25 protein-coding genes and 1 tRNA gene are annotated in these 19218 nt (G+C 62.6%); 6 read left to right on the top strand and 20 right to left on the bottom strand.

What is annotated here, in order from left to right; genetic code table 11:
- Positions 1 to 17: 17 nt before the first annotated feature.
- A complete protein-coding gene (locus DM826_RS08820) occupies positions 18 to 500 on the bottom strand; it encodes a hypothetical protein (RefSeq protein WP_120103028.1) in 483 nt (160 codons plus the stop codon).
- 119 nt (positions 501 to 619) lie between these two features.
- Here DM826_RS08820 and DM826_RS08815 point away from each other — a divergent pair, with 119 nt between their 5' ends.
- Positions 620 to 913: a hypothetical protein gene (locus DM826_RS08815; protein ID WP_120103027.1), complete on the top strand. Its 294-nt coding sequence runs from the start codon at positions 620 to 622 to the stop codon at positions 911 to 913.
- 9 nt (positions 914 to 922) lie between these two features.
- On the opposite strand, the gene DM826_RS08810 is transcribed toward DM826_RS08815, so the two are convergent.
- Together DM826_RS08810 and DM826_RS08805 are read right to left on the bottom strand one after the other, a co-directional pair.
- Positions 923 to 1603, bottom strand: coding sequence for a hypothetical protein (locus DM826_RS08810; RefSeq protein WP_120103026.1), 681 nt, complete (start codon positions 1601 to 1603; stop codon positions 923 to 925).
- A complete protein-coding gene (locus tag DM826_RS08805) occupies positions 1604 to 1924 on the bottom strand; it encodes a transcription factor S (protein ID WP_120103025.1) in 321 nt (106 codons plus the stop codon).
- Between the two features lie 116 nt (positions 1925 to 2040).
- Here DM826_RS08805 and DM826_RS08800 point away from each other — a divergent pair, with 116 nt between their 5' ends.
- A complete protein-coding gene (locus DM826_RS08800; protein WP_120103024.1) occupies positions 2041 to 2556 on the top strand; it encodes a DUF5797 family protein in 516 nt (171 codons plus the stop codon).
- Here the strand turns inward: DM826_RS08800 and DM826_RS08795 are convergent, their stop codons facing one another.
- Both DM826_RS08795 and DM826_RS08790 read right to left on the bottom strand, forming a co-directional pair.
- Positions 2557 to 3567 carry a DUF5787 family protein gene (locus DM826_RS08795; protein WP_120103023.1) on the bottom strand — a complete coding sequence of 337 codons (1011 nt, stop codon included), beginning with the start codon at positions 3565 to 3567 and terminating at the stop codon, positions 2557 to 2559.
- A gap of 8 nt (positions 3568 to 3575) precedes the next feature.
- Positions 3576 to 4019 (bottom strand): bis(5'-nucleosyl)-tetraphosphatase, encoded by a 444-nt coding sequence (locus DM826_RS08790; protein ID WP_120103022.1) that lies wholly within the window; start codon positions 4017 to 4019, stop codon positions 3576 to 3578.
- 179 nt (positions 4020 to 4198) lie between these two features.
- Here DM826_RS08790 and DM826_RS08785 point away from each other — a divergent pair, with 179 nt between their 5' ends.
- From DM826_RS08785 to DM826_RS08775, 3 genes are all read left to right on the top strand, one after another.
- Entirely contained in the window at positions 4199 to 4525 is a 327-nt protein-coding gene (locus tag DM826_RS08785) for an uS10/mL48 family ribosomal protein (protein ID WP_120103021.1), read from the top strand.
- A 101-nt stretch (positions 4526 to 4626) separates the two neighbouring features.
- Positions 4627 to 4923 carry a hypothetical protein gene (locus DM826_RS08780; RefSeq protein ID WP_120103020.1) on the top strand — a complete coding sequence of 99 codons (297 nt, stop codon included), beginning with the start codon at positions 4627 to 4629 and terminating at the stop codon, positions 4921 to 4923.
- Positions 4924 to 5025: 102 nt separating this feature from the next.
- Positions 5026 to 6330, top strand: coding sequence for an amidohydrolase (locus tag DM826_RS08775; protein WP_120103019.1), 1305 nt, complete (start codon positions 5026 to 5028; stop codon positions 6328 to 6330).
- 1 nt (position 6331) lies between these two features.
- Here the strand turns inward: DM826_RS08775 and DM826_RS08770 are convergent, their stop codons facing one another.
- The 13 genes from DM826_RS08770 to DM826_RS08710 form a co-directional block, all read right to left on the bottom strand.
- Complete coding sequence (locus DM826_RS08770) at positions 6332 to 7567, bottom strand: putative manganese transporter (protein WP_120103018.1); 1236 nt, start codon at positions 7565 to 7567, stop codon at positions 6332 to 6334.
- 131 nt (positions 7568 to 7698) lie between these two features.
- Positions 7699 to 8589: a hypothetical protein gene (locus DM826_RS08765; protein ID WP_133304670.1), complete on the bottom strand. Its 891-nt coding sequence runs from the start codon at positions 8587 to 8589 to the stop codon at positions 7699 to 7701.
- A gap of 3 nt (positions 8590 to 8592) precedes the next feature.
- Positions 8593 to 8994, bottom strand: a complete 402-nt coding sequence (locus tag DM826_RS08760; RefSeq protein ID WP_120103016.1) for a DUF7522 family protein — start codon at positions 8992 to 8994, stop codon at positions 8593 to 8595.
- Between the two features lie 63 nt (positions 8995 to 9057).
- Positions 9058 to 11241: an AAA family ATPase gene (locus tag DM826_RS08755; protein WP_120103015.1), complete on the bottom strand. Its 2184-nt coding sequence runs from the start codon at positions 11239 to 11241 to the stop codon at positions 9058 to 9060.
- Positions 11242 to 11310: 69 nt separating this feature from the next.
- Positions 11311 to 11745 carry a Zn-ribbon domain-containing OB-fold protein gene (locus DM826_RS08750; RefSeq protein ID WP_120103014.1) on the bottom strand — a complete coding sequence of 145 codons (435 nt, stop codon included), beginning with the start codon at positions 11743 to 11745 and terminating at the stop codon, positions 11311 to 11313.
- Positions 11742 to 12908 carry a thiolase C-terminal domain-containing protein gene (locus tag DM826_RS08745; RefSeq protein WP_120103013.1) on the bottom strand — a complete coding sequence of 389 codons (1167 nt, stop codon included), beginning with the start codon at positions 12906 to 12908 and terminating at the stop codon, positions 11742 to 11744. The genes DM826_RS08750 and DM826_RS08745 overlap by 4 nt, the downstream gene beginning before the upstream one ends.
- A gap of 87 nt (positions 12909 to 12995) precedes the next feature.
- A complete protein-coding gene (locus DM826_RS08740; RefSeq protein ID WP_120103012.1) occupies positions 12996 to 13757 on the bottom strand; it encodes a proteasome assembly chaperone family protein in 762 nt (253 codons plus the stop codon).
- A 4-nt stretch (positions 13758 to 13761) separates the two neighbouring features.
- Positions 13762 to 13944 (bottom strand): RNA-protein complex protein Nop10, encoded by a 183-nt coding sequence (locus tag DM826_RS08735; RefSeq protein ID WP_120103011.1) that lies wholly within the window; start codon positions 13942 to 13944, stop codon positions 13762 to 13764.
- A 21-nt stretch (positions 13945 to 13965) separates the two neighbouring features.
- On the bottom strand, positions 13966 to 14766 hold the full coding sequence (locus tag DM826_RS08730) for a translation initiation factor IF-2 subunit alpha (protein ID WP_120103010.1): 801 nt from the start codon (positions 14764 to 14766) through the stop codon (positions 13966 to 13968).
- 12 nt (positions 14767 to 14778) lie between these two features.
- Complete coding sequence (locus DM826_RS08725; RefSeq protein WP_120082595.1) at positions 14779 to 14952, bottom strand: 30S ribosomal protein S27e; 174 nt, start codon at positions 14950 to 14952, stop codon at positions 14779 to 14781.
- 2 nt (positions 14953 to 14954) lie between these two features.
- On the bottom strand, positions 14955 to 15239 hold the full coding sequence (locus tag DM826_RS08720) for a 50S ribosomal protein L44e (RefSeq protein WP_120082597.1): 285 nt from the start codon (positions 15237 to 15239) through the stop codon (positions 14955 to 14957).
- A gap of 93 nt (positions 15240 to 15332) precedes the next feature.
- Positions 15333 to 15842 (bottom strand): hypothetical protein, encoded by a 510-nt coding sequence (locus DM826_RS08715; protein ID WP_120103009.1) that lies wholly within the window; start codon positions 15840 to 15842, stop codon positions 15333 to 15335.
- The gene (locus DM826_RS08710) at positions 15839 to 16426 is read right to left on the bottom strand and encodes a DUF7437 domain-containing protein (protein ID WP_120103008.1); all 588 of its coding nucleotides are present in this window, start codon (positions 16424 to 16426) and stop codon (positions 15839 to 15841) included. The genes DM826_RS08715 and DM826_RS08710 overlap by 4 nt, the downstream gene beginning before the upstream one ends.
- Positions 16427 to 16671: 245 nt before the next feature.
- Here DM826_RS08710 and DM826_RS08705 point away from each other — a divergent pair, with 245 nt between their 5' ends.
- The gene (locus tag DM826_RS08705) at positions 16672 to 16917 is read left to right on the top strand and encodes a glutaredoxin family protein (RefSeq protein ID WP_120103007.1); all 246 of its coding nucleotides are present in this window, start codon (positions 16672 to 16674) and stop codon (positions 16915 to 16917) included.
- Between the two features lie 1106 nt (positions 16918 to 18023).
- Here the strand turns inward: DM826_RS08705 and DM826_RS08695 are convergent.
- Together DM826_RS08695 and DM826_RS08690 are read right to left on the bottom strand one after the other, a co-directional pair.
- A tRNA-Gly gene (locus DM826_RS08695) sits at positions 18024 to 18094 on the bottom strand.
- A 50-nt stretch (positions 18095 to 18144) separates the two neighbouring features.
- Positions 18145 to 19179 (bottom strand): NAD(P)/FAD-dependent oxidoreductase, encoded by a 1035-nt coding sequence (locus DM826_RS08690; RefSeq protein WP_120103005.1) that lies wholly within the window; start codon positions 19177 to 19179, stop codon positions 18145 to 18147.
- Positions 19180 to 19218: the final 39 nt, after the last annotated feature.

The raw sequence follows: 19218 nt of genomic DNA, 5'->3' as shown, positions 1-19218 counted from the left end.
CGTGAAACCGTCCGCGGTTAGCCGCTGGGTTGGGTAGTCTGATTTGCTGCTTGAGCCTGTTGTTGTCGGAGCTCTTCGAACTGGTCAGGGCTGGTGATGCCAGCGACCATGTCGACGTTTATATAATCGAGGAGTGCGCTCTCTGATCCCGACACGAGTAGCAGCGGTGAGCCGCCTGGTGGTATGATCGAATCCTCAACCGTCAGTCCGAGTGATTCCGCCTCTGTGGTCGCACTCTCGACCAGCTCGTCGGTGAGCTCGCTTCGAAGTTCGGAGACCTGCTGGCCAGCCTCTTGTCGAGAGATGTTTCCACTTTGGAGCTCCTGTCTGAGCTCCTGGTTTTGGGCCTGTAGTTCAGCCTGGGCGTCCTCTGACAGCTGCAGGAAGGCAGTGGCGCGTCGTTCTGAACCTGGTGCCATACAGCCGGCAGCGGCCAACCCGAGGCCGACACCACCGGCGGCGAGCAGTCGTCGTCGACTAACGGACGGCGTCTCAGTCATATGCTTGTGCGCTACTGACACCATACATAAAACCACACTGATCGACTGCGCACAGCAAACCACTGTTAGATCGCGACGGGGGCCAATACGATTACACAGCTCCTCCGACGAGGAGATGTATGGAAGCGCCCGACACACCCCCAGAAGATCCCGCAGCCGCAAGCGACGCCTTGGCTGCCCATCTGACTGCCACCGCCGAGCGACCGATTCCGCCGGCGACCAACCGATGGCTTGGCGAAGCCGAAGCGGTCGCACGGGATGCGGCCAGCGACGACATCGACCCGGCGACCAGACGAAAGCGAGTCCAGCAGGTCGCCGCGCTACTGGCTGAGGCCGACGCGACCGGCGACGAAATTGCCGACGAACACATCGCCGACGCTCGCGCCTGCTGTCAGGTGCTCCTCGACAAGTAGCCCACCGACTTATCCGACCCGGCCGCAAGCGTCGATCAGATCGAGAAGGGTCTCACGAGCCGCTGTCGGATCGATTGCCTCGGCGACAGCGTCGACAACGTCTGAGGGGCCGCTGTCGGGCGGCCCAGCCGGGGCACCGCCGCCGGCAACATGGTAGTCGCCAGCGGCCGCCCAGACACCGAGGACGGCGGTAATCGGCACCGACAGCAGCGCAGGCGAGGGATCGTGAGCGTGACTGGCGGCATCGGTGCTCTCGTCGGCAACAGCCGAGGGGTCGGTGCCATCGCTGTCCTGAATCGACCGCCGAACCAGCCCGCCGTAGGTGACAAGTAGTCCCGACGTGTCGCCGATCGATCGGTCACGGCGACTGCGCTCGGCGACCTGCTCGATGCCGCGATCGGCAAGCCGGTCGGTGAAGCCGGCAGCGGCCTTCCGTCGTACCAGCTTCGTCAACATCGGCCCTGGGTCGCGTGACGGTTCAAGCCGAATGCGACTCACGAAGAAGAATTGCCAGGGGTGATCACAGCCAGTCTGGGCGCGAATGTGCTCGCGTGCTTCGGTCTCCTCAAATACGACCGTATGCGTGTAGACGGTCACAACCGGCGTCGAAAACGCTTCGTCGACGGTGGCGTCAGTCTCCCGCCAGCCGGCCAGGTGGTCGCTCGGGACGGCCGGCCGGGGAACATCCATCTAGTGGTCGTCCTCGCGCCACTTGTGTTCGCATTCGGTACACACAAAGAAGCGAGTCTCGCTTTCATCGGCTGCCCGGATCTGTTGCATATACCAGTAGGCGCGGTCGTTGTCACACTCCGGACAGGCCGCCGTCGTCGTCGGGAGCCCCTTGTCCTCGGCGTCGCTAATGTCGATGATCTCGCCTTCCTCTTGTCCTTCAGTTGTTACCATCGCAGCCTCGGCGGCCTCATCGCGGAGCTTCTCGAAGCCACACGACCCACAGACCCATTTGTCGCCCTCAGTCTTCAGCATCGAACCGCAGTCGTCACAGAATTCCATTAAGCGGAGGCAATCAACTGTCGTACTTAAACCACAGGGTTGCGACGGTGCGTCACGACGCCGCTCCATCGACCGGAACCCGGAACCACGATATGGGACGGTTGCAAACGGCCGGTATGAGCCTCACCGACGAGGAGCTCTCACGGCTGGAAGATGTCGTCGAGCTCCAGCCGACAAAAAACGGCGAGCTACAGGAACGTTGGGAGTTAGACAGCGGCAGCGAGGTCCATCAGTATCTCGAAGGCCACCTCAAAGACTACTACTACCGCGACGACGACAGCCTCATCCGATCGACGCCGGAGGCCGTCGAGCTCACGGGCGTCGAGCCGGGGGTCGCCCCGCCGGCCGACGGCGAAGATGACGACGCGCCGCCGAGTTCCGTCCGACTCTCGCCGTTGGAGGCCAACGTGTTCGAAACCGTTGCCGGGGCTGATGAGCGATCCGAAAGCGTCGTCAGCGTGCTCAACGGGCTGCGAGCGGCCTACGACATCGACCCCGATGTCGACGACGTCCGGCAAGCCCTCCAGCGATTGAAGCGGATCGGTGTTGTCGAAGTCATCTATCGTGCGGTGCCGACGTTCCGCGCCTGCGTCGACCGCGATACCGTGTCGGTGTCGACAACTGAGGAGTAGCTATCGCTTGCGGGCGGCCCGAGCAGCCAACAGTCGCCGAATGCCGGCTCCCGGCCCGCCGTCGATGGGCCACCCCTTCGTTCGCCACGCCGGTGGTTCAGGTTCGAACGCCTCGCAGCCACCGCTACAAACTGACGACGACTGATGGCACTCCTTGGCAGCACACCATGGAACCAAAAGCCGGCCAGTGCGTCGCAACTCAAAATGTCGGCAATCCGGCCGCATCGTCGCGTGATACTCCCGCCAGCCGCGGCCATAGGCGCGTTCGGCGAGTTCGAGTCGGCGTGACACCCGGTAGTCGTCGCCGTGGGTCGGTGTCAACGAAGTTGGATGCCAAGCGACGCTGGCGGCGTCGCTGTCGACACCACCGGTGAAATCCGTCGTGAGGATGCCAGCTTCAACCGGGAGTGCTTCCAACAAGGCTGGCTCGACGGTCGCACCGGTTTCGGCGGTGGCAACCCAGACCTCGTCTGCGAGACCGGTTTCAACATCATGGTCAATCTGTTCGGCCAGTCGGTCGGCCGCCGCGGCGTCAAGATCCGGTTTGTTCTCGATGGCGATCAGTCGTTGCACCCAGTCGGGGTAGGGGGCGATCTGTTTGAGCTGGATCCGGTTGCCCTCGCTGCGGGTCTGTACCACGCCGCGGTCGGCCGCGCGATGCACCGCCTCCCGGACGTATCGCCACGGATAGTCGGGCTCGGGGAGTGCGTCGCGGTACCACGCCCACTCAGCGGGCGCGTTGCGGACGACATGGAGGAGGTCGGAATCGAGTTCGTCGTCGCCGAAGGCCGCCCGCGCCTGCAGTGCGTCCGGATCACACTCAATAACGACGGTATCCCAGCGTCGATGTTTCGTGCCGAGTTGTCGGGCAACAACATGAACGGTATCGTCGCTGGTGTGTGCGTCACTCTCGTCGTTGCTGTCGCTGCCGGGCGGCCACGCGAGTTCCGCCCAGCGACAGACACACAGCTCGTAGCTAAACTCCGAGTCGGCGGTTGCAGGGCCGGACACAACCCGGGTTAGATGTAATCGCCCTCCTCTTCAAGCCGCTCATCGAGGAACTCGTCGGCCTGTTTGAGGATCTCTCGTGGGCCGTCTTGGGTGATTGTATTGAGGGCCTGCTCGTAGTCGCGCCACTGCAGGTCGCGGTGTTCCGTCGAGAGTTCCGCGCTGGCCTCAAAGGAGTGGGCGATGAACAGATGCACCGTCTTGTGGATGGTGTCGCCGCTGGCCTGGAACACGTAATCGTAGTCCTCACGAAAGCCGTTGATGAGTCGGAACTCTTCGATCCCGGCTTCTTCCGTTACCTCTCGGATCGCAGTTTGCTGAAGCTCCTCGTCTCCTTCGACCCCGCCTTTGGGGAACTCCCAGTCCCCCGGTCGGCTTTTGAGGAGCAAATACTCCCGGCAGCCACGGGTATCGCGGAAGAGGATCGCTCCAGCACTGGTTGCCTCAACCGTCATTGCGCCCTGCTACGGAGGCCCACCCTAAGAGGGTATCGGAGGCGGCGGTACCACGCAATCGGTAGCCCAGCCGGCGGTCGACCGAAAACGCAGTCCGGCCCTGCCATCGTGGATGAGAGGGTACCGCACGCCACGAGGCGGTAGACGGGCTTTTAGTGCTTGCCGTCTCAGGGGTGGATATGACCTTCGTCACGAAACTCACCTTCCAGTCTGGCGATCGAGCCGTCCTCACTGAGACGGTTGACGATCTGAAGGAACTGGTCGAGCGGAAAGGTGGCCAGTGTAAGGGGCCGCATACCTCCCCCGAAACCCGGCTCACCGTCCCCCAGTACCAGACCCTCCAACCGGGCGATAGTTTCCAAAACTGGGACTACAGTGTCTATGAACGTCGGATCGACATCCACGGGGCGGAACACATCGCCAACGAGGTCGGCCACATGGACTTTCCGGACTCGATCCATGTCGAAATCGAGGTTGAACAACAGCAACCGCTGGGCGGCAACTGATGCCGGCTGACTGGCTGTTTGGGGTATCAAAAGTCGACAACACCCACACATATCGGTCGAATGGAGAAAGATTCACTTTGCCGAGTACGGTAGATAGCTCTATGACGGAGTCGCCAGCCGATGGAGGGGCCTTCGAGTTTGATCCCGACGTTGTCGAGTTAGCGGATGAGTTGGCGGAGGCCTTCATTCTCGAAGAACTCGATCCGGCACTGTTAGACGAGCTTAATCAGGATTATCTCGAACTGTTAGCGAGCCAATCCCCCGAAGAACTCCACATGGACATCGAAGAGCCGGTGTTGGCCGCGGCGGTACAGGTCGCCGGGATGGTCGTCGGCCGGATGGAAGCCGCCGAGAATCGGAACATGGGTCGCCCTTCGCGGATCCCGTACTCACAGTAGCGAACAGGCCTCAACGACCCGAATCGACGACGCGACCGCAGTCGGAGGCGACACCTCGACAGGGTCGCCGCGTTTTATTTTCGCTGCCGTCCTGCTGCTGGTATGGCCGACTCCACACTGGCTGCGAGCTATCGTACCTTTCGTCGCGACCTCCACCAACAGCCCGAACCGGCATGGTGTGAGTTCTACACGACGAGCCGCCTACTTGAGGAACTCGAACAGCGAGAGATAGACGATATCCTGTCCGGCCCAGCGATCCACGCGCCCGACAGTCGCCGAAACGTCCCCGGTGACACGACGCTCACCGAGTGGCGACAGCGTGCCCGCGAGGCCGGCGCGAGCGAGGACGTACTCGCCACCATCGGTGACGGCTTCACCGGCGCGGTCGCCGTCGTCAAGCGCGGCGATGGGCCAACCATCGCACTCCGGGTCGACATCGACGCGTTGCCGATCACCGAAGCCGACAGCGACGATCACTATCCCACAGCCGCAGGGTTTCGCTCGACCAACGAGGGCTACATGCACGCCTGCGGCCATGACGCGCATGCGACCATCGGCCTCGGCGTACTTGATCGCATCCTCGACAGTGATTTCGCTGGCACGTTCAAACTGCTCTTCCAGCCCGCCGAGGAGACGATCTCGGGCGGCAAGTCGATCGCCGACTCCGGCGTCCTCGACGATGTCGACGCCCTGCTGGCTCCGCACATCGGCCTCGATCACCCCTCGGGCAAAGTTGTCGCCGGCATCGACGAGTTTCTCGCTGTCAGACAGTTCGAGGCGACGTTTACGGGCGAATCGGCCCACGCCGGCGCGCGGCCCGAGGACGGCGACAACGCGGTACAGGCGATGGCCGCCGCGGTGCAGAATCTCTATGGGATACCGCGCAATTCCGCCGGCGGCACCCGCGTCAACGCCGGCCGTGTCGGCGGCGGCACCGCGAGCAATATCGTCCCCGAAGAGTCGTTCATCGAAGGCGAGGTTCGCGGCGAGACGACCGGCCTGATGGAGTACATGTGGGATCACGCCGAAGATGTGCTGGCGGGAGCGGCGAGGATGCACAACTGCGAGGTCGACATCGAACGACTGGGCGACGCGCCGAGCGCCCACAGCGACGCCGCAGTCGTCGAGGTTGTCGACCGTGTTGCTCGCCAAATGACCGGCGTCGACACCGTCGTTGAATATGACAGCCTCGGCGGCAGCGAAGATGCCACGTATCTCATGCAGCGCGTCCACCAACGGGGCGGACTGGCAGCCTACGTCGGCGTCGGCACCGATCATCCGGGCGGCCACCACACGCCGACGTTCGACGTACAGGAGCGCGATATCGCCGTCGGGATCGACCTGCTGGCCGGTGTTATCACCGATCTCGCGGCCGACTTCCCGGTCGGTGGAGCAGCGGCGACCTAAGTTAGCCGCCGAGGACACCAAAGCCGAAGGATTCGAGCCCGAACACCGGCCCCCACAGGAAGTGCAGCGCGACGCCGATGATGAGCGCGGGGATCGTCGTGTAGATGCTGGCAATGATAGCGGCCTTCTTGTCGATCGCAATCAGCGGGAACAGTGCGTCGCCATCCTGGCTGATCGCGTTGGCGGCCAGCGCGGAAAACGGGATCCCGCCTTGGGCGTAGGCGCCCGCCAGCACAATCTGGGGGCCACAGCCCGGGATCAACCCCAACAGCGCGCCGCCGACCGGCGCGAAGACGCCCGCCGCGGCGGCGACGGCGGCGATATCGATCTCGAAGAAGGCGACGGGGTACTCATAGAGCAGATAGGCAACAAGCACCCAGACCGTGACGAAACTCGTCTCCATGGCGGCATGTTGAAAGGTGCTATACAGGCTTCCAAATGACTCCCGGGCGCGGCCGACCTGCCCCTCGCCGATGTAGTGTCGCCCGACGAGATAGAGGTAAAACGACAGCGTCGTCCCCGCGATGCCGACAATCGTAAACAGGCCGGCAAAGGAGCCGCCGACCATCAGCGGCACCTCCGGCGCGCCACGAAGGAGGTAGGTAACGCCCAAGATGAGAGCCGCGACGGCTGCCACCCACCACAGCGCGTGGATCGCGTGACTCAGCGGCGTCAACACCCTCGATTCACGATCAGGGCCGGACTCGTGGGTGTGAATTGGTGTCTCGCCGTCGTACTCATGGGCCGGGTTCGAGCTTCGGCCGACGACACTGGCGGCGGTTCCGCCGTCGGTCGCTGTCGTCTGCAGTTGGCTCACCGCGCTGTCGACGTAGCCGACGCCCATGCCGAAGCGGTCGATGGCGTACCCCGAGAGAATCGCCGCCGCGAAGGCCATCCCGTAGGCATAGAGGGCAGCCTCCGGGGCGAGCGCGAGGATCACGAACGCCGAGTCACCGGCAGTGGCGATCAGCGTCGCCACAACAGTGCCAAAACTCACCGTGCCGCGGATGTACAGCGGCATCATGACGATCGCGCCGCCACAGCCCGGCGTCAACCCCATCGCCGCGCCGACAAGCGGCTGGTACCGGCGGTTTGACTCCAAGCGGTCGGTGAGCGCGCCCTTGGTTCGATACTGGACGTAACTGAACGCGAGGACAGTCACCGCAACAAACGCGCTGACCTGCACGTAGCCATCCCGCACTGAGGCGAGAAAGATGTCGAGAATTTCACCCGCCATCGAGCCACCTCCGTGGGTGAGCTGCCACCACGCCGGTGTAAATTAGACTCATCTAAATATAGGATTAGCCAACACCAATATAACGGTTTCGGCACCGCCAGCAGGCTGGACAGGTGTTCGGTGGAAGGCAGTCACCGGTTTGACCGAAGTGCCGGGCCGATGACGTAGCCGAGATACGGCAGCAGAAAGCCAGCGACGTAGCCCGTGAGATGTCCCCACACATTGGTGCCGCGCGGGACAAGCACCAACGCGCCGACAACGCCGAAGACAAAGACGGTCGTCCCGATCAAAAACGCCAACAGACGATCGGGTGACAGCGACCGCGCGGTGGCGACGACACCGGCTGGTGGTTTCAGCCACCAGAGGAGCCCGCCGGCGAGAACCCCGGTTGCGAGACAGCCAAGGGCGATCAGTGGTTGGACAGGGAAGTACCACACCGAGGGGGCGGCAAAGACAACAGCCAACGAGCCAGTGAACGGCACCACACTCCATGCTGGATCAATCTCGCCGTCAGTAACCTCGCTGCCAGCGGCCACCAGCATGACCGGCACCAATCCAAGAAAGGCAGCCACGATCCCCGAAAACCCAACTGAGAGTTGGTTGGTGACCTGCCCGAGTGTCGCCAGTGTGACCCAGGCGATACAGAATGGGACGCCGAGAAGATAGCCAACTGTCAGGCGGCGGAACTGCTGTTCCCAGCCTGCGATCGCCACCAGCGGGTAGAGGCCGAACAGGGTGACCCAAAAGTTGAGCAGATTGTCGACGAGGTGTCGACCGCTGACGTGGACGTAGTTCGCGGTAAAGGCTGTGAGCAGCGTTCGCCTGTCGGCAAACAGCGAGTCAGCGGCGAGACTGAACCCCAACCCGTCACCGATACCGAGCACCCAGCCCAAACTCAGGACTGCTGGGAGGGCGACCAACAGCAGGTACTGTTCGGTGGGTGGCGCGGTCGTTGTGCGTCGCCACCAGCGGGCAGCGGTCACGGGGACGCCGAGCAGCGTGCGAAGCCGACCCGAAGACACAGCCTACTCCCAGCGGTCGAGCAACTCAGAGATGGCTGCGACCAACGAATCAAAGTCCTTGAGCTTCAGCCCGTCGGTCGTCACGAAGACGCCGCTGTCGCCGACGCCGATCCGCACCAGAAACCCGTTTTCGAACACGCGGATCGAGTAGCGATACTGCCCCAACTCGGAGCCGGCGTAGGCGTCGGTCGTCGTCTTGTAGTCGTGCCACTCGTGGCCGATAAACGACATCAGATCGGCGTCCTGTTCGAGATCATCGCGGAGGTACACCTGCATGTAGTTGGTCGCATCAAAGTAGGTGACCGACCGACAGCTGTCGCCGACCGCGCTCCGGCAGACTGTTTTGAGTTGGTCGGCGCGGCTCTCGGTCAATGGCTGCTCAGACAGCGGTTCTTCATCGCTCATGCCCGGCGTTTGGTGGCAGTCGGCTTCAAACCACGGGTCGGTGCCGACAGCCTCTCGCCGTAGCTACGTTTCAAGCACCGATGCTTTGGCTGCCTCGAAGTGGGCTGCAGTGACTTCCAACTCGTCGGCGTGGTCGTTGGCTGTGGCTCCTTCGTACTGCTCAGTCAACTCCGTGATCGCCAGCAGCGATGCCTCCCGACAGATCGATGTGAGATCGGCACTGGAGGCCCCCTCGGTTGAGGCAGCGATCACATCGAGGTCGACATCGTCGGCCAACTGCATGGTTCGAGTATGCACATCGAGCACTGCTTGACGCGTCGCTCGATCCGGGTTCGGTACCTCGATCGATCGTTCAAGCCGTCCCGAGCGGAGCAATGCCCCATCGATGCTCTCCCGGCGGTTCGTCGCGGCCAACACGACAAGATTCGGGGTGTCGTTGAGACGATCGAGTTCGGTCAGCAGTTGGCTCACGACGCGGTCGCCGACACCCGAGTCGCCGCCCAGCCCATCGCGGTCGCCGGCGATGGCGTCGATCTCATCGAAGAAGATGATCGCCGGTGCGGATTGTCGGGCACGCTCAAAGACCTCTCGGACGGCCTTTTCGCTCTCGCCGACGTAGCGATCCAGTAGCTCGGGGCCCCGAACCTGAATGAAGTTGACCTCGCTTTCGCCGGCGATCGCGCGGGCCAACAGCGTCTTGCCGGTGCCCGGTGGCCCATGCAGTAACACCCCAGTCGGCGGCGTTGTATCGGCAGCGTCGAACAGCGGGCCGTACTGCAGTGGCCACGTCACAGCCTGTTCGAGCTGTTCTTTCACCGCGGTGAGGCCGCCAACGTCGTCGAAATCGGTTGTCGGCTGCTCGGCGACGTACTCCCGCATAGCCGAGGGTTCGACCGCTGTCATCGCCGTCTCGAAGTCCTCGCGGGTGACCTCGACGGCCCGGAGATCATCGCCGGCCTGTCGGGTTCGACGGAGCGCCGTCATCGCCGCCTCTTTCGCGAGGCCCTCTAGATCAGCGCCGACAAACCCGTGGGTTCGCGCCGCGAGTGTGTCGATATCGACATCCTCGGCCAGCGGCATCCGGCGGGTGTGAACATCGAGTACCTCCCGCCGGCCAGCCTCGCCGGGAACCCCGATCTCGATCTCCCGATCAAAGCGACCGCCCCGCCGGAGTGCGGGATCGAGCGAATCGACGCGGTTGGTCGCGCCGATGACGATCACGTCGCCGCGGGCGTCAAGACCATCCATCAGCGAGAGGAGTTGGCCGACGACCCGACTCTCCACGTCGCCGCCGTCGTCGCGTTTGCCCGCGATCGAGTCGATCTCATCGAAGAAGACGATGGCAGGGGCGTCCTCGGCGGCCGCCTCAAACTTCTCGCGGAGTTTCTCCTCGCTTTCGCCCTTGTATTTCGACATGATCTCGGGGCCGGACACGGTGAGGAAGGTTGCATCAACCTCGTTGGCGACGGCCTTGGCGATGAGCGTTTTGCCGGTGCCCGGCGGGCCATGCAGCAGGACGCCTTTCGGCGGGTCGACACCGAGGCGGGTGAAGACCTCCGGCTCCGACAGCGGGAGTTCGATCATCTCCCGGACGAGTTCGAGTTCCTCGTCAAGACCACCGATATCCTCGTAGGTGACGCCGGTCTCCGGTCGCTGTGGCGCGTCGTCGCCGCCGGCACCCGTCGCCCGATCAACGGTTTTGCGGAGTTTGTCGCCGGCTGACTCACCGGCGTCGCTGCCGGTGGTCGGTGAGACGGTCACCGTCGTCGATCCACTCACCCGAACCGTACCATCAGGATCGGTGTCGGTCACAACGAATCGACTGCCGGCGAGTCGTTCAATGCGAACGCCTTCGCCGGTTCTGATCGGGCGATCCCGCAGCCCGCGTTTGACCGCCGTTTCGATCGTCTCGTGATCGATGTCAACGGTGCCAAGCTCTTCGGGTGCCTGGAGTGTCACCGCGGTTGCCTCGGCGACAGACTCCTTTCTGACACGCACCTGCTGGCCAACTTTCACGTCGGCGTTAGCGCGGGTGTCGGCATCGATGCGAACGGTGCCGTCAGCCACGTCGTGGCCGCCGGGCCAGACCTTGGCGACGGTCGCCTGCGTGCCCTCGATGACGACCGTATCACCGCTCAAGACGCCGAGTTCGCGGATCGCCCGCTCCGACAGGCGAGCGATACCACGGCCGGCGTCGCGTTTCTCCGCGCTCTTGACGGTGAGGCCCAAGCCCTCGTCGTCGCTCATGGCCTCATCTTGGGGTGCTGGTGGTATAGACGTCTCGACACGATCAGACGGTGTGGTCTCTCCTGCGGTTCAGCCGTCGTTGCTACTATCGGTTGGGCGCAACACAACGAGCCGATCGTCGGTCGTTGCACGTGTCTCGACGGTCACCCGAACCTCGGCCCCGATGAGATCAGTGGTATCACCGACTGCGTCGGGGTCGACACCGCGAACGACACCTGTGATCCGAACCGGGCCGAACGAGGCGATCGCACTGACGTAGGGCGCGTCGGCGTCGAATCCGGGAGTTGCGACGTGGACGACGCTGTAGGTGTCGATGGTGCCAATCTCGGGCAGCGGCTCGCGTGTGAGGTCAGTCGATCCGGTTTCGGGACAGACGCGGCGCGGTGGCAACGAGCCGACGCCAGCTGGTGATTCAAGATAGAACCCCTCACCGGCGTCGATGGCGTCAAGCCACTCGTCGTAGCTGGCTGGCTGCCCATCTGTGGCTGGGTGCTCGTCTGTCATTCGGCCACCTCCAACACGTGAACCACCGCGCTGGCGACGGTGCCGCCGGCGTTGTGTGCGACACCGGTGGTCGCATCATCGACGTGCTCGCTGTTTGGGTGGTCTCCCCGCAGCAGGCGCGTGAGTTCGGCGATCTGGCTGCCACCGGTCGCGCCGACCGGATGGCCCTTGGCTTTCAGCCCGCCCGAGAGGTTCACTGGGCAGTCACCGTCTGGTGTCGTTTTGCCATCGCGGGCGGCGAGGATCCCCTCACCGGCCCCGGCGATGCCGAGCGATTCGAGCGCCATCGCTTCGGCGATGGTGAAACAGTCGTGCACCTCGGCGACGTCGATGTCGGCGGCGGAGATCCCGCTGTCGGCGTAGGCAGTCTCGGCGGCCGCCGTCGCGGCCGGCGTTTCGGCGATCGCGTCTCGATCCTGCAAGGCGAGGCGGTCGCCACCCTGTCCGACACCCGTGATCGACACCGGCGCGTCGAGGCCGTGGGTGGCGGCGTATTCGTCGGATGTGAGGACGACCGCGCTCGCGCCATCGGTGATCGGGCAGGCGTCGTAGAGATGCAGTGGTTCGGCGACCGGCGGCGCGTCAAGCGCGTCCTCGACGGTGATCTCGCGTTGGTACTGGGCGTACTCGTTGGGGACGGCATTGGCGTGGTTTTTGACCGCGATATGGGCAAGATCCTCGCGGCTGCCGCCGAAACGCTCGAAGTAGGCTTGGGCCATCAGCGCGTACGCGCTGGGGAACGTCATACCGGCGCGAACCTCATACAGCTCATCGGCCGCGATGGCGAGAGCGTCAGTGACCGCGCCGGTGTCGAGGCAGGTCATCCGCTCCATCCCGCCGGCGACGATGACATCGGCAGTGCCCGCACGAATCGCTTCGACGCCGGCTTTGACCGCGACACCGGCGGAGGCACAGGCCTCCTCGTAGCGCGTTGCCGAGCAGTCGAGGCCGGCAGCTTCGGCCATCAGTGGGGCTTGGTGGCCCTGTTGCTCGGCGAGTGCACCCATGAAGTTGCCGTAGTCGAGGCGATCGACGGCCGCGCGGTCGATCCCGGCGTCGTCGATAGTGGCCGCGGCGGCGTCAGCAAAGAGGTCGCGGCCGGCGCGGTCGCCGTGGTCGCCAAATGGTGTGAGGCCGACACCGGCGACACGCACAATCGTCATACCAATCGATTCAACAGCCGGGAATAAAATGATGACTCAGTCAACGGCCACAATTGTGGCTGCCAACGCGTCGACAACAGCCGCGGTTTAACCAATATATCGCAGTTCTTCGTCGGGGATCGCCTGCTGTTGGGACTGCATCTCCTGGATCTTGCCGACGACCTCTTCCATCTCCTCGGCGCGATCCTCCAAGGAGCTGAAATCGACCTCGAAGTCAAGCACCGTTTCGAGCACTTCGAGGACGGCCTGCGCGCTCTTGGGGTCGACGAGATAGCCGCTCGTTTCACCCATCAGACAGGCTGCATCGAGACCGCGTCGCTTGCCCAGTCCAAGGATTAAGCCACTGACGCCGACGATGCCGCCCTCCGGCTCATCGGGGCGGAACTCGACGCCGGCGTCTTCGAGTGTCGCTTTCTGCTCGACACCACTGACCGCCCCAAGGACGGTATACTCCTCGATGAGTTCGCCGGTCGGAACGCCGCCGAGTGCGTAAGCCGTCTCGACGCCCAACGATTCCGCTGCATCAAGGAAGGCGGTGGTCAGCCGGTAGTGGCCGTCGTTGGTGGCTGCCTGGTGGTCGCCGGTCAACACGACGAGATCAGGGCCGTCGCCCTCGGTTGTGACGGCATGGAGTTCAGCGCAGGTGAGGTCAGCAACCCCCTCGTCGTTGACGGTGACCTGCGGGGGGAACTCGTCGGCGTAGACCTGCCGCACCAGCTCGCTGTCGAGCTCCTCGACGAGGTGTTCCGCCGCGAGCTTCCCGACATGGCCGACGCCCGGCAGTCCTTCGATCAACACCGGATCGCGGAGATCAGGCTCCGCAAGCGAGTTGATCTCGATTTCGTCCATGGCCCTATTCGCGGTCGCTTCGCTTAAGAGCCCGTCGGTACTCGCCGTAGGGATCCTCCGGGCTAAACGGCGCGGGCGCGCTGTTTGCGGTGGGGCTGCCGCACTCTGGGCAGGTGTCGCCGAGGCTGTAGACCGGCCGCTCGTGTTCGGTCTCCCACGCGCTACAAACACGGATGTCAGATTTCATGAAAAAAGCAGGAGAACGCGGTTATTCGTCGTCTTCGCGTCGCTCGCGGTGGTACTCGCCTTCGCCACCGGCGGCCGCGATGGCCTCGGTGGCGCGGTCGGCACTCGCCTCAAGCTCGGCTTCGGCGGTTTTGTAGTCGGGGGCCTGTACCTTGATGCGGTACTCCGGCGCACCGACGTAGGTGACTTCGAGTTCGACCTCCGGCGGTACCTCGCCGTTGCCCTCCGCCGCCTGGAGTGCCTCCTTCACGTCGTCGACGCCGTCGGCGGTTGGACAGCGGAGATCGACGTAGCCCGTAACGGTGACGTAGGGCACCGAGACGTTTTCGCGGGCGGTCTGGACGATCGCCTCAACGTGTTCCTCGCCGAGATCGGTATCGTCGAGGGCCTCGATGCCGTGGATCGCTGCCTGCTCGAAGGCCTCGTACAGCGAGTCATATTCGGCCAGGAGGCCGTTGACGACCGTGCTGTAGGTGTCGTCGTCGACGTCCTCGCCGAGAGCGAGTTCCATCCAGTTGTCGGCCTTCTGTTGGTTTTTCCAGGCCTGGATGGTGTCTTTGCGCTGGTGTTCGTTGACGTCCTTGATCGAGAGATCGATCTGTTGGGAGCCTTCGTCGACATCTAACACCTTGGCGACGACGGTTTGGCCCTCCTGGACGTGATCGCGGACGTTTTTGATCCAGCCGCTGGCGACCTCGCTGATGTGGGCCAGCCCGCGTTTGTCCTCGTACTCATCCAGATCGACGAACACGCCGAAGTCAGCGATCTCATCGACCTCACCGACGACGAGGTCGCCGACCTCGGGGTAGCCACTGTACTTCATTGATTCGGGGGCCTACCGTGCCTCGACGGTCTCGCCGACCTCGTGGTCGATGTCGGCCTTGCCGCCGGTCGGCGTTGCCAGCGTGGTGCCGCAGACCGCACAGTTGACGACCGTCGCGGTCTTCTCGAAGACGATCTGTTCGTTGCCGCAGTCGCTGCATTCGACGGTGACGAAGTTGCCTGCCATACTTACTCCTGGAAGGTGAGTCGGCCGGCGCGCCATCCCTCGCGGATGTGGGCGGTGCCACAGTCGCTGCAGCGGTAGGTGAGGTTGGTTTTCTTCGTTGGCTTGTCGCCACCGGGCACCTTCGAGAACTTCCCGGCGTTGCCGATCGTCGAGGTCTGGCGGTCGCGCTGGCGGTCTTGCACCTTCTTCATTCCGGTGGAGCGACCCGAGCGAACCTTCTCGACTTCGTGTTCGTGGTGAGCATCACAGTGCGGACAGTATGTATTCATCCGGCGTGGCATTTCCATGGTATAATCTCCTTGACGTCGCTTTGCCGTGAGTATATAAAACGCGTTTGGTTCGCGGACGGAGGACGCTGCCGTGAGAACGCTGCCGATCAGTTATGTATCACCAGTCAACAGATGGTCGATGAACCGGAATCCGTTCACGAACGTCACCGAGTCACCGTACCCCTCATCGGCGAGCACCGTTTCGGCCCCATCGCCGGCAGCGATATCGGTCGTGTAGATGTACACCGCCGTTGTCTCACCTGTGCTGAGTTGCTGGGCCGCCAGCGCGGCGAGTGCCGCATCGGCTTGCTCGACGTTGTCAGCCGGTCGGTCGTCGACACTGGCGATGTATCGCTGGACACCGTCCATGACGCGAGAGACGATCGGCTTCGAGAACGGAAGCGGGGCTGCGACCTGCACCCAGCCCGCTTCAATTGCGGTGTCGACGGGTGGATTCTCAACAGCAGACTGGTCGGTAGTCAATTCGTCGTAGACTCGCTGTGGAACCACGAACGTGATATCGTTGCGGCGAACGAACCGGCGGACAGCCTGATAGCGACTGTTCGACGGCTGTCCCATTGCGACGAACAACCCGGTGTCAGCGATATGCAGGCTACTCACGCGTCGCTGGCAGTATCTGCCGGGTCAATTTCGTCGAGCGAGCCGCCGGACGCATCAATAGCATACTGTTCAGTCACGACCGGGCGCAGTGCTTGGAGGATTAGTTCCGCAGCAAGCGGCGAGATATCGAGATCGTCGGCCATCAGCCGGTGGGTCGTTTCGCCGCGCTCACGGGAAACGGCATACGTCAGCGCCGTCGCAAGGCCGGCGACGCCGTGGCGGTCGATATAGGTGTCGATGTCGTCGTCGGTCTCGCGGCGGCCGACAGCGTCGATGAGTGCCGGCGTGATCGTGTACTCGCCCGCGGCCGTCGTCACGGTGAGGTCGATCTCGCGGGCCACATACCGCCGGGGCTGTTCGTCGTGGGTTATCTCGACCACGCCGGTATCGACGAGCCGATTGACGTAGCTGTAGGCCGTCCCCTGCGAGAGATTGAGAGCCACCATTGCCTCTTTGACTGTCGCGGCACCCTCGCGGTCGAAATACGCGTAGAGCCGCGCCAACTGCGGCTCGTCAAGTAAATCCGCCACCGAGAGGAAATCACGAACGATGTCGCCGTCAGCGGGAGTTGCGGGCTGTGACACTGTTGGATCTTAATTACAGATTACAGCAAAACAGCAAAAAGTGTTCTGGTACCCCGATCCGCAAGGGTTCAATTCCGAACTGCAGCCCTGAAATCGGCGAAGCGAATGTAGACGTGCCCAGCTACCGATTCAACAGACCGTTCAAACTACAGCCAGACTTTGAACTGAGTTTGAGCACTCTTCGTGTCGATTCCGATCGCTTGTTGAAAAATCACTATCCGACCACCAGCCGCACCCTCACCTGCATGTCAGCATTCACCCTCTACGACCGACCGGATTGTCCGTACTCGAAACGCGTGCGCCGCGTCCTTGACGTACTCGAAGTCGACCACGAGGAGATCATCGTCCCAGAATCCAAGCCCGACCGCGACGATCTTGAATCGATCACGGGCCAACGTGGCGTGCCAGTGCTCGTCAGTGACGACCTCCCCGATGGCTATTTAGACGACAGCTCCGAGATCTCGGCGTACCTCAAGGAACACTACAACTGAGCACACTCGCGGCGGTGACCACGAATCGAGTGGGGCGCAACGAGAGCGCTGGTGTCCAGTCGCTCCACAGCGACGCTTTCACAAGCGGTAGAACCACCAGTCGGAGCGGAGCGGATCACCCACAGAGCAAGAGTGTCATTCGGTTAGTGACTTGTCTGCATACGCGAGCCCGAGGGTCAGTACAACCATGCCTGCTAACATGAGATAGATCGTTGCAATATACAGCGTGGAGTGGTCACCGATCTGTGTGGCGAAGCCGATTCCGGCCAGGGGCATTACTACCAGCGCTATCGCGTACCGTGCGTTTCGAAACCAATGCATCAGGCTGGTGTCGGAAAGCGTGCAGTATCAGACTTTGGCCTCACGCGGTTCGAAAACCCACGGGATGAGTAGCGTGTGGGTCAGCACGAAAACACCAGGTGGAGTGGGTGGCCACCGAACGGTGGTACAGTGGGACGACAGGGGAACCGATCGCGTCAGCGGCGACGCCGCTGGGAGCGACGCCGGTAGATGGTACCGCTCGTCGCCCGCAGACTGCTGTACCGCGAGCCGCTGTCGGTGGTTGCTCGGAAGCGCTTGTACCGGCCGGTTTCGATACTTGATCGTTCCGTTTCAGCTACTTTTCTTGCCATCATTGCAGTAGATAACACGGTATATACACACATTTGTTTGTCTAAAGCGGCAAACTCTGAGTTAACACCGTATTTCCTGCAAACAAAATAATGAACAACTCGGATAAGAGTAAATTCATTCATTCACGCGGCGGGCTAGCCGCGGAAAGGCTTACAAAGCTGAACTGTCACAAATTTTCATGCGTATGTGCATGTGATTGGCAGAAATGAGATATTTTCTAACATATTTTGGCATCGATTTGGGTATTCTTGTGACTAATTGGCGGGATTTCTCTTGATAGCCTCAGTCACCTTAATGAAAACACTCTCTCGCGGTGTTGTTCGCCGCAGGAATGTGCCGGCCGGGATTTGAACCTCACTCGCTCTGCTCACTTCGTTCGCATCGTTCCCTGGTTCAAATCCGGCGTGTTACAGACAGCCTCAGACGAGGTGCGAGCGACAGGGCAGTCGCTCGCAGTGTTGTCTTCGGCAGTATGTGCCGGCCGGGATTTGAACCCGGGCCATGAGCTTGGAAGGCTCAGGTCCTACCACTAGACCACCGGCACGCACCACCCACTTTCCGATGGGCCATTAATACCTTACCGATTCAGCGTCGTCAGTCGTCGCCAAATGCCTCGGCGGCGTTCCGAATATCCGGGGAGACCCCTGGCACCTCGGTCTCGCCGACCGGCCCCTCAGCTTCGAGCTCGTCCAGTGACTTGGGGAATGTCCGCAGTTCCTTGTGAATCGCCAACCCGGCTTTGGCTCCTTTCCCCATCGCGACCGGTACCTGATTGTGACCCTGCGTGATATCGCCAACCGCGTAGACGCCGTCGGCGGTCGTCGCCCCGTGGTCGTCGACGATGACCGTCCCGTCGTCGTTGAGCTCACAGCCGAGATCGGTCGCCAATCCGGTGTTGTAATCCGACCCATACATGGCGAATCCGCCGCGGTACTCTCGGGTGGTGCCATCCTCGAAGGTGAAGCTTTCGAGCCAACCGTCGTCGCCGCGCGTCAGGCTCTCAATGTCCTCGTGGATCACGTCGACCGGATGACCCTCGACAAGTCGCTGGGTCTCCTCGCTCCACTCGATCTCGTCGCCCCGCGTCAAGATATCAACCTCGTCGGTGAAGTTGAGCATGATCATCGCCACGTGGGCTGTGGCCTCGCCGGTACCCATCACGTACACCGATTCGTCGATGAACATGTAGGCGTCACAGTGCAGACAGTAATGCAGCCCTTTCCCGGTTCGCGGGAGCGGCGGCTCGGGTCGCTCATCGGAAAAGCCCATCCCGAGAACGACGCGATCGGCGACAATCTCGGTGCTGTTGCCGCTGAGGTAGAACCGGCCGTCGTCGGTGCGTTCGATCTCGGTCACTAGATCGCGAACGACGTCGCCACCGTAGTTTTGTACCTGTTCGGTGGCGGTCTGCAGAAACTCGTTGCCCGAGATCTCCTCGGGAACCCCGATGACGTTGTGCGTATCTAGCATCATCGCCGCCCGGCCGCCACCACGGTCGATGACAACCGTGTCGTGGCTCAATCGCGTCGTGTACAGCGCGGCCGAGAGCCCGGCTGGCCCACCCCCGACCACCGCAACCTCATACTCGTCGGCCTCGGCTTCAGGATCGACACCGTCCGTTGTACTCATGTATACCCATCTTGTACCCCCAGTCATATAACTCCGCAC

It is taken from the genome of Halonotius aquaticus (assembly GCF_003605575.1).
In the GTDB taxonomy this organism is placed as follows: domain Archaea; phylum Halobacteriota; class Halobacteria; order Halobacteriales; family Haloferacaceae; genus Halonotius; species Halonotius aquaticus.
This window is presented reverse-complemented; position numbering and strand designations above follow the sequence as displayed.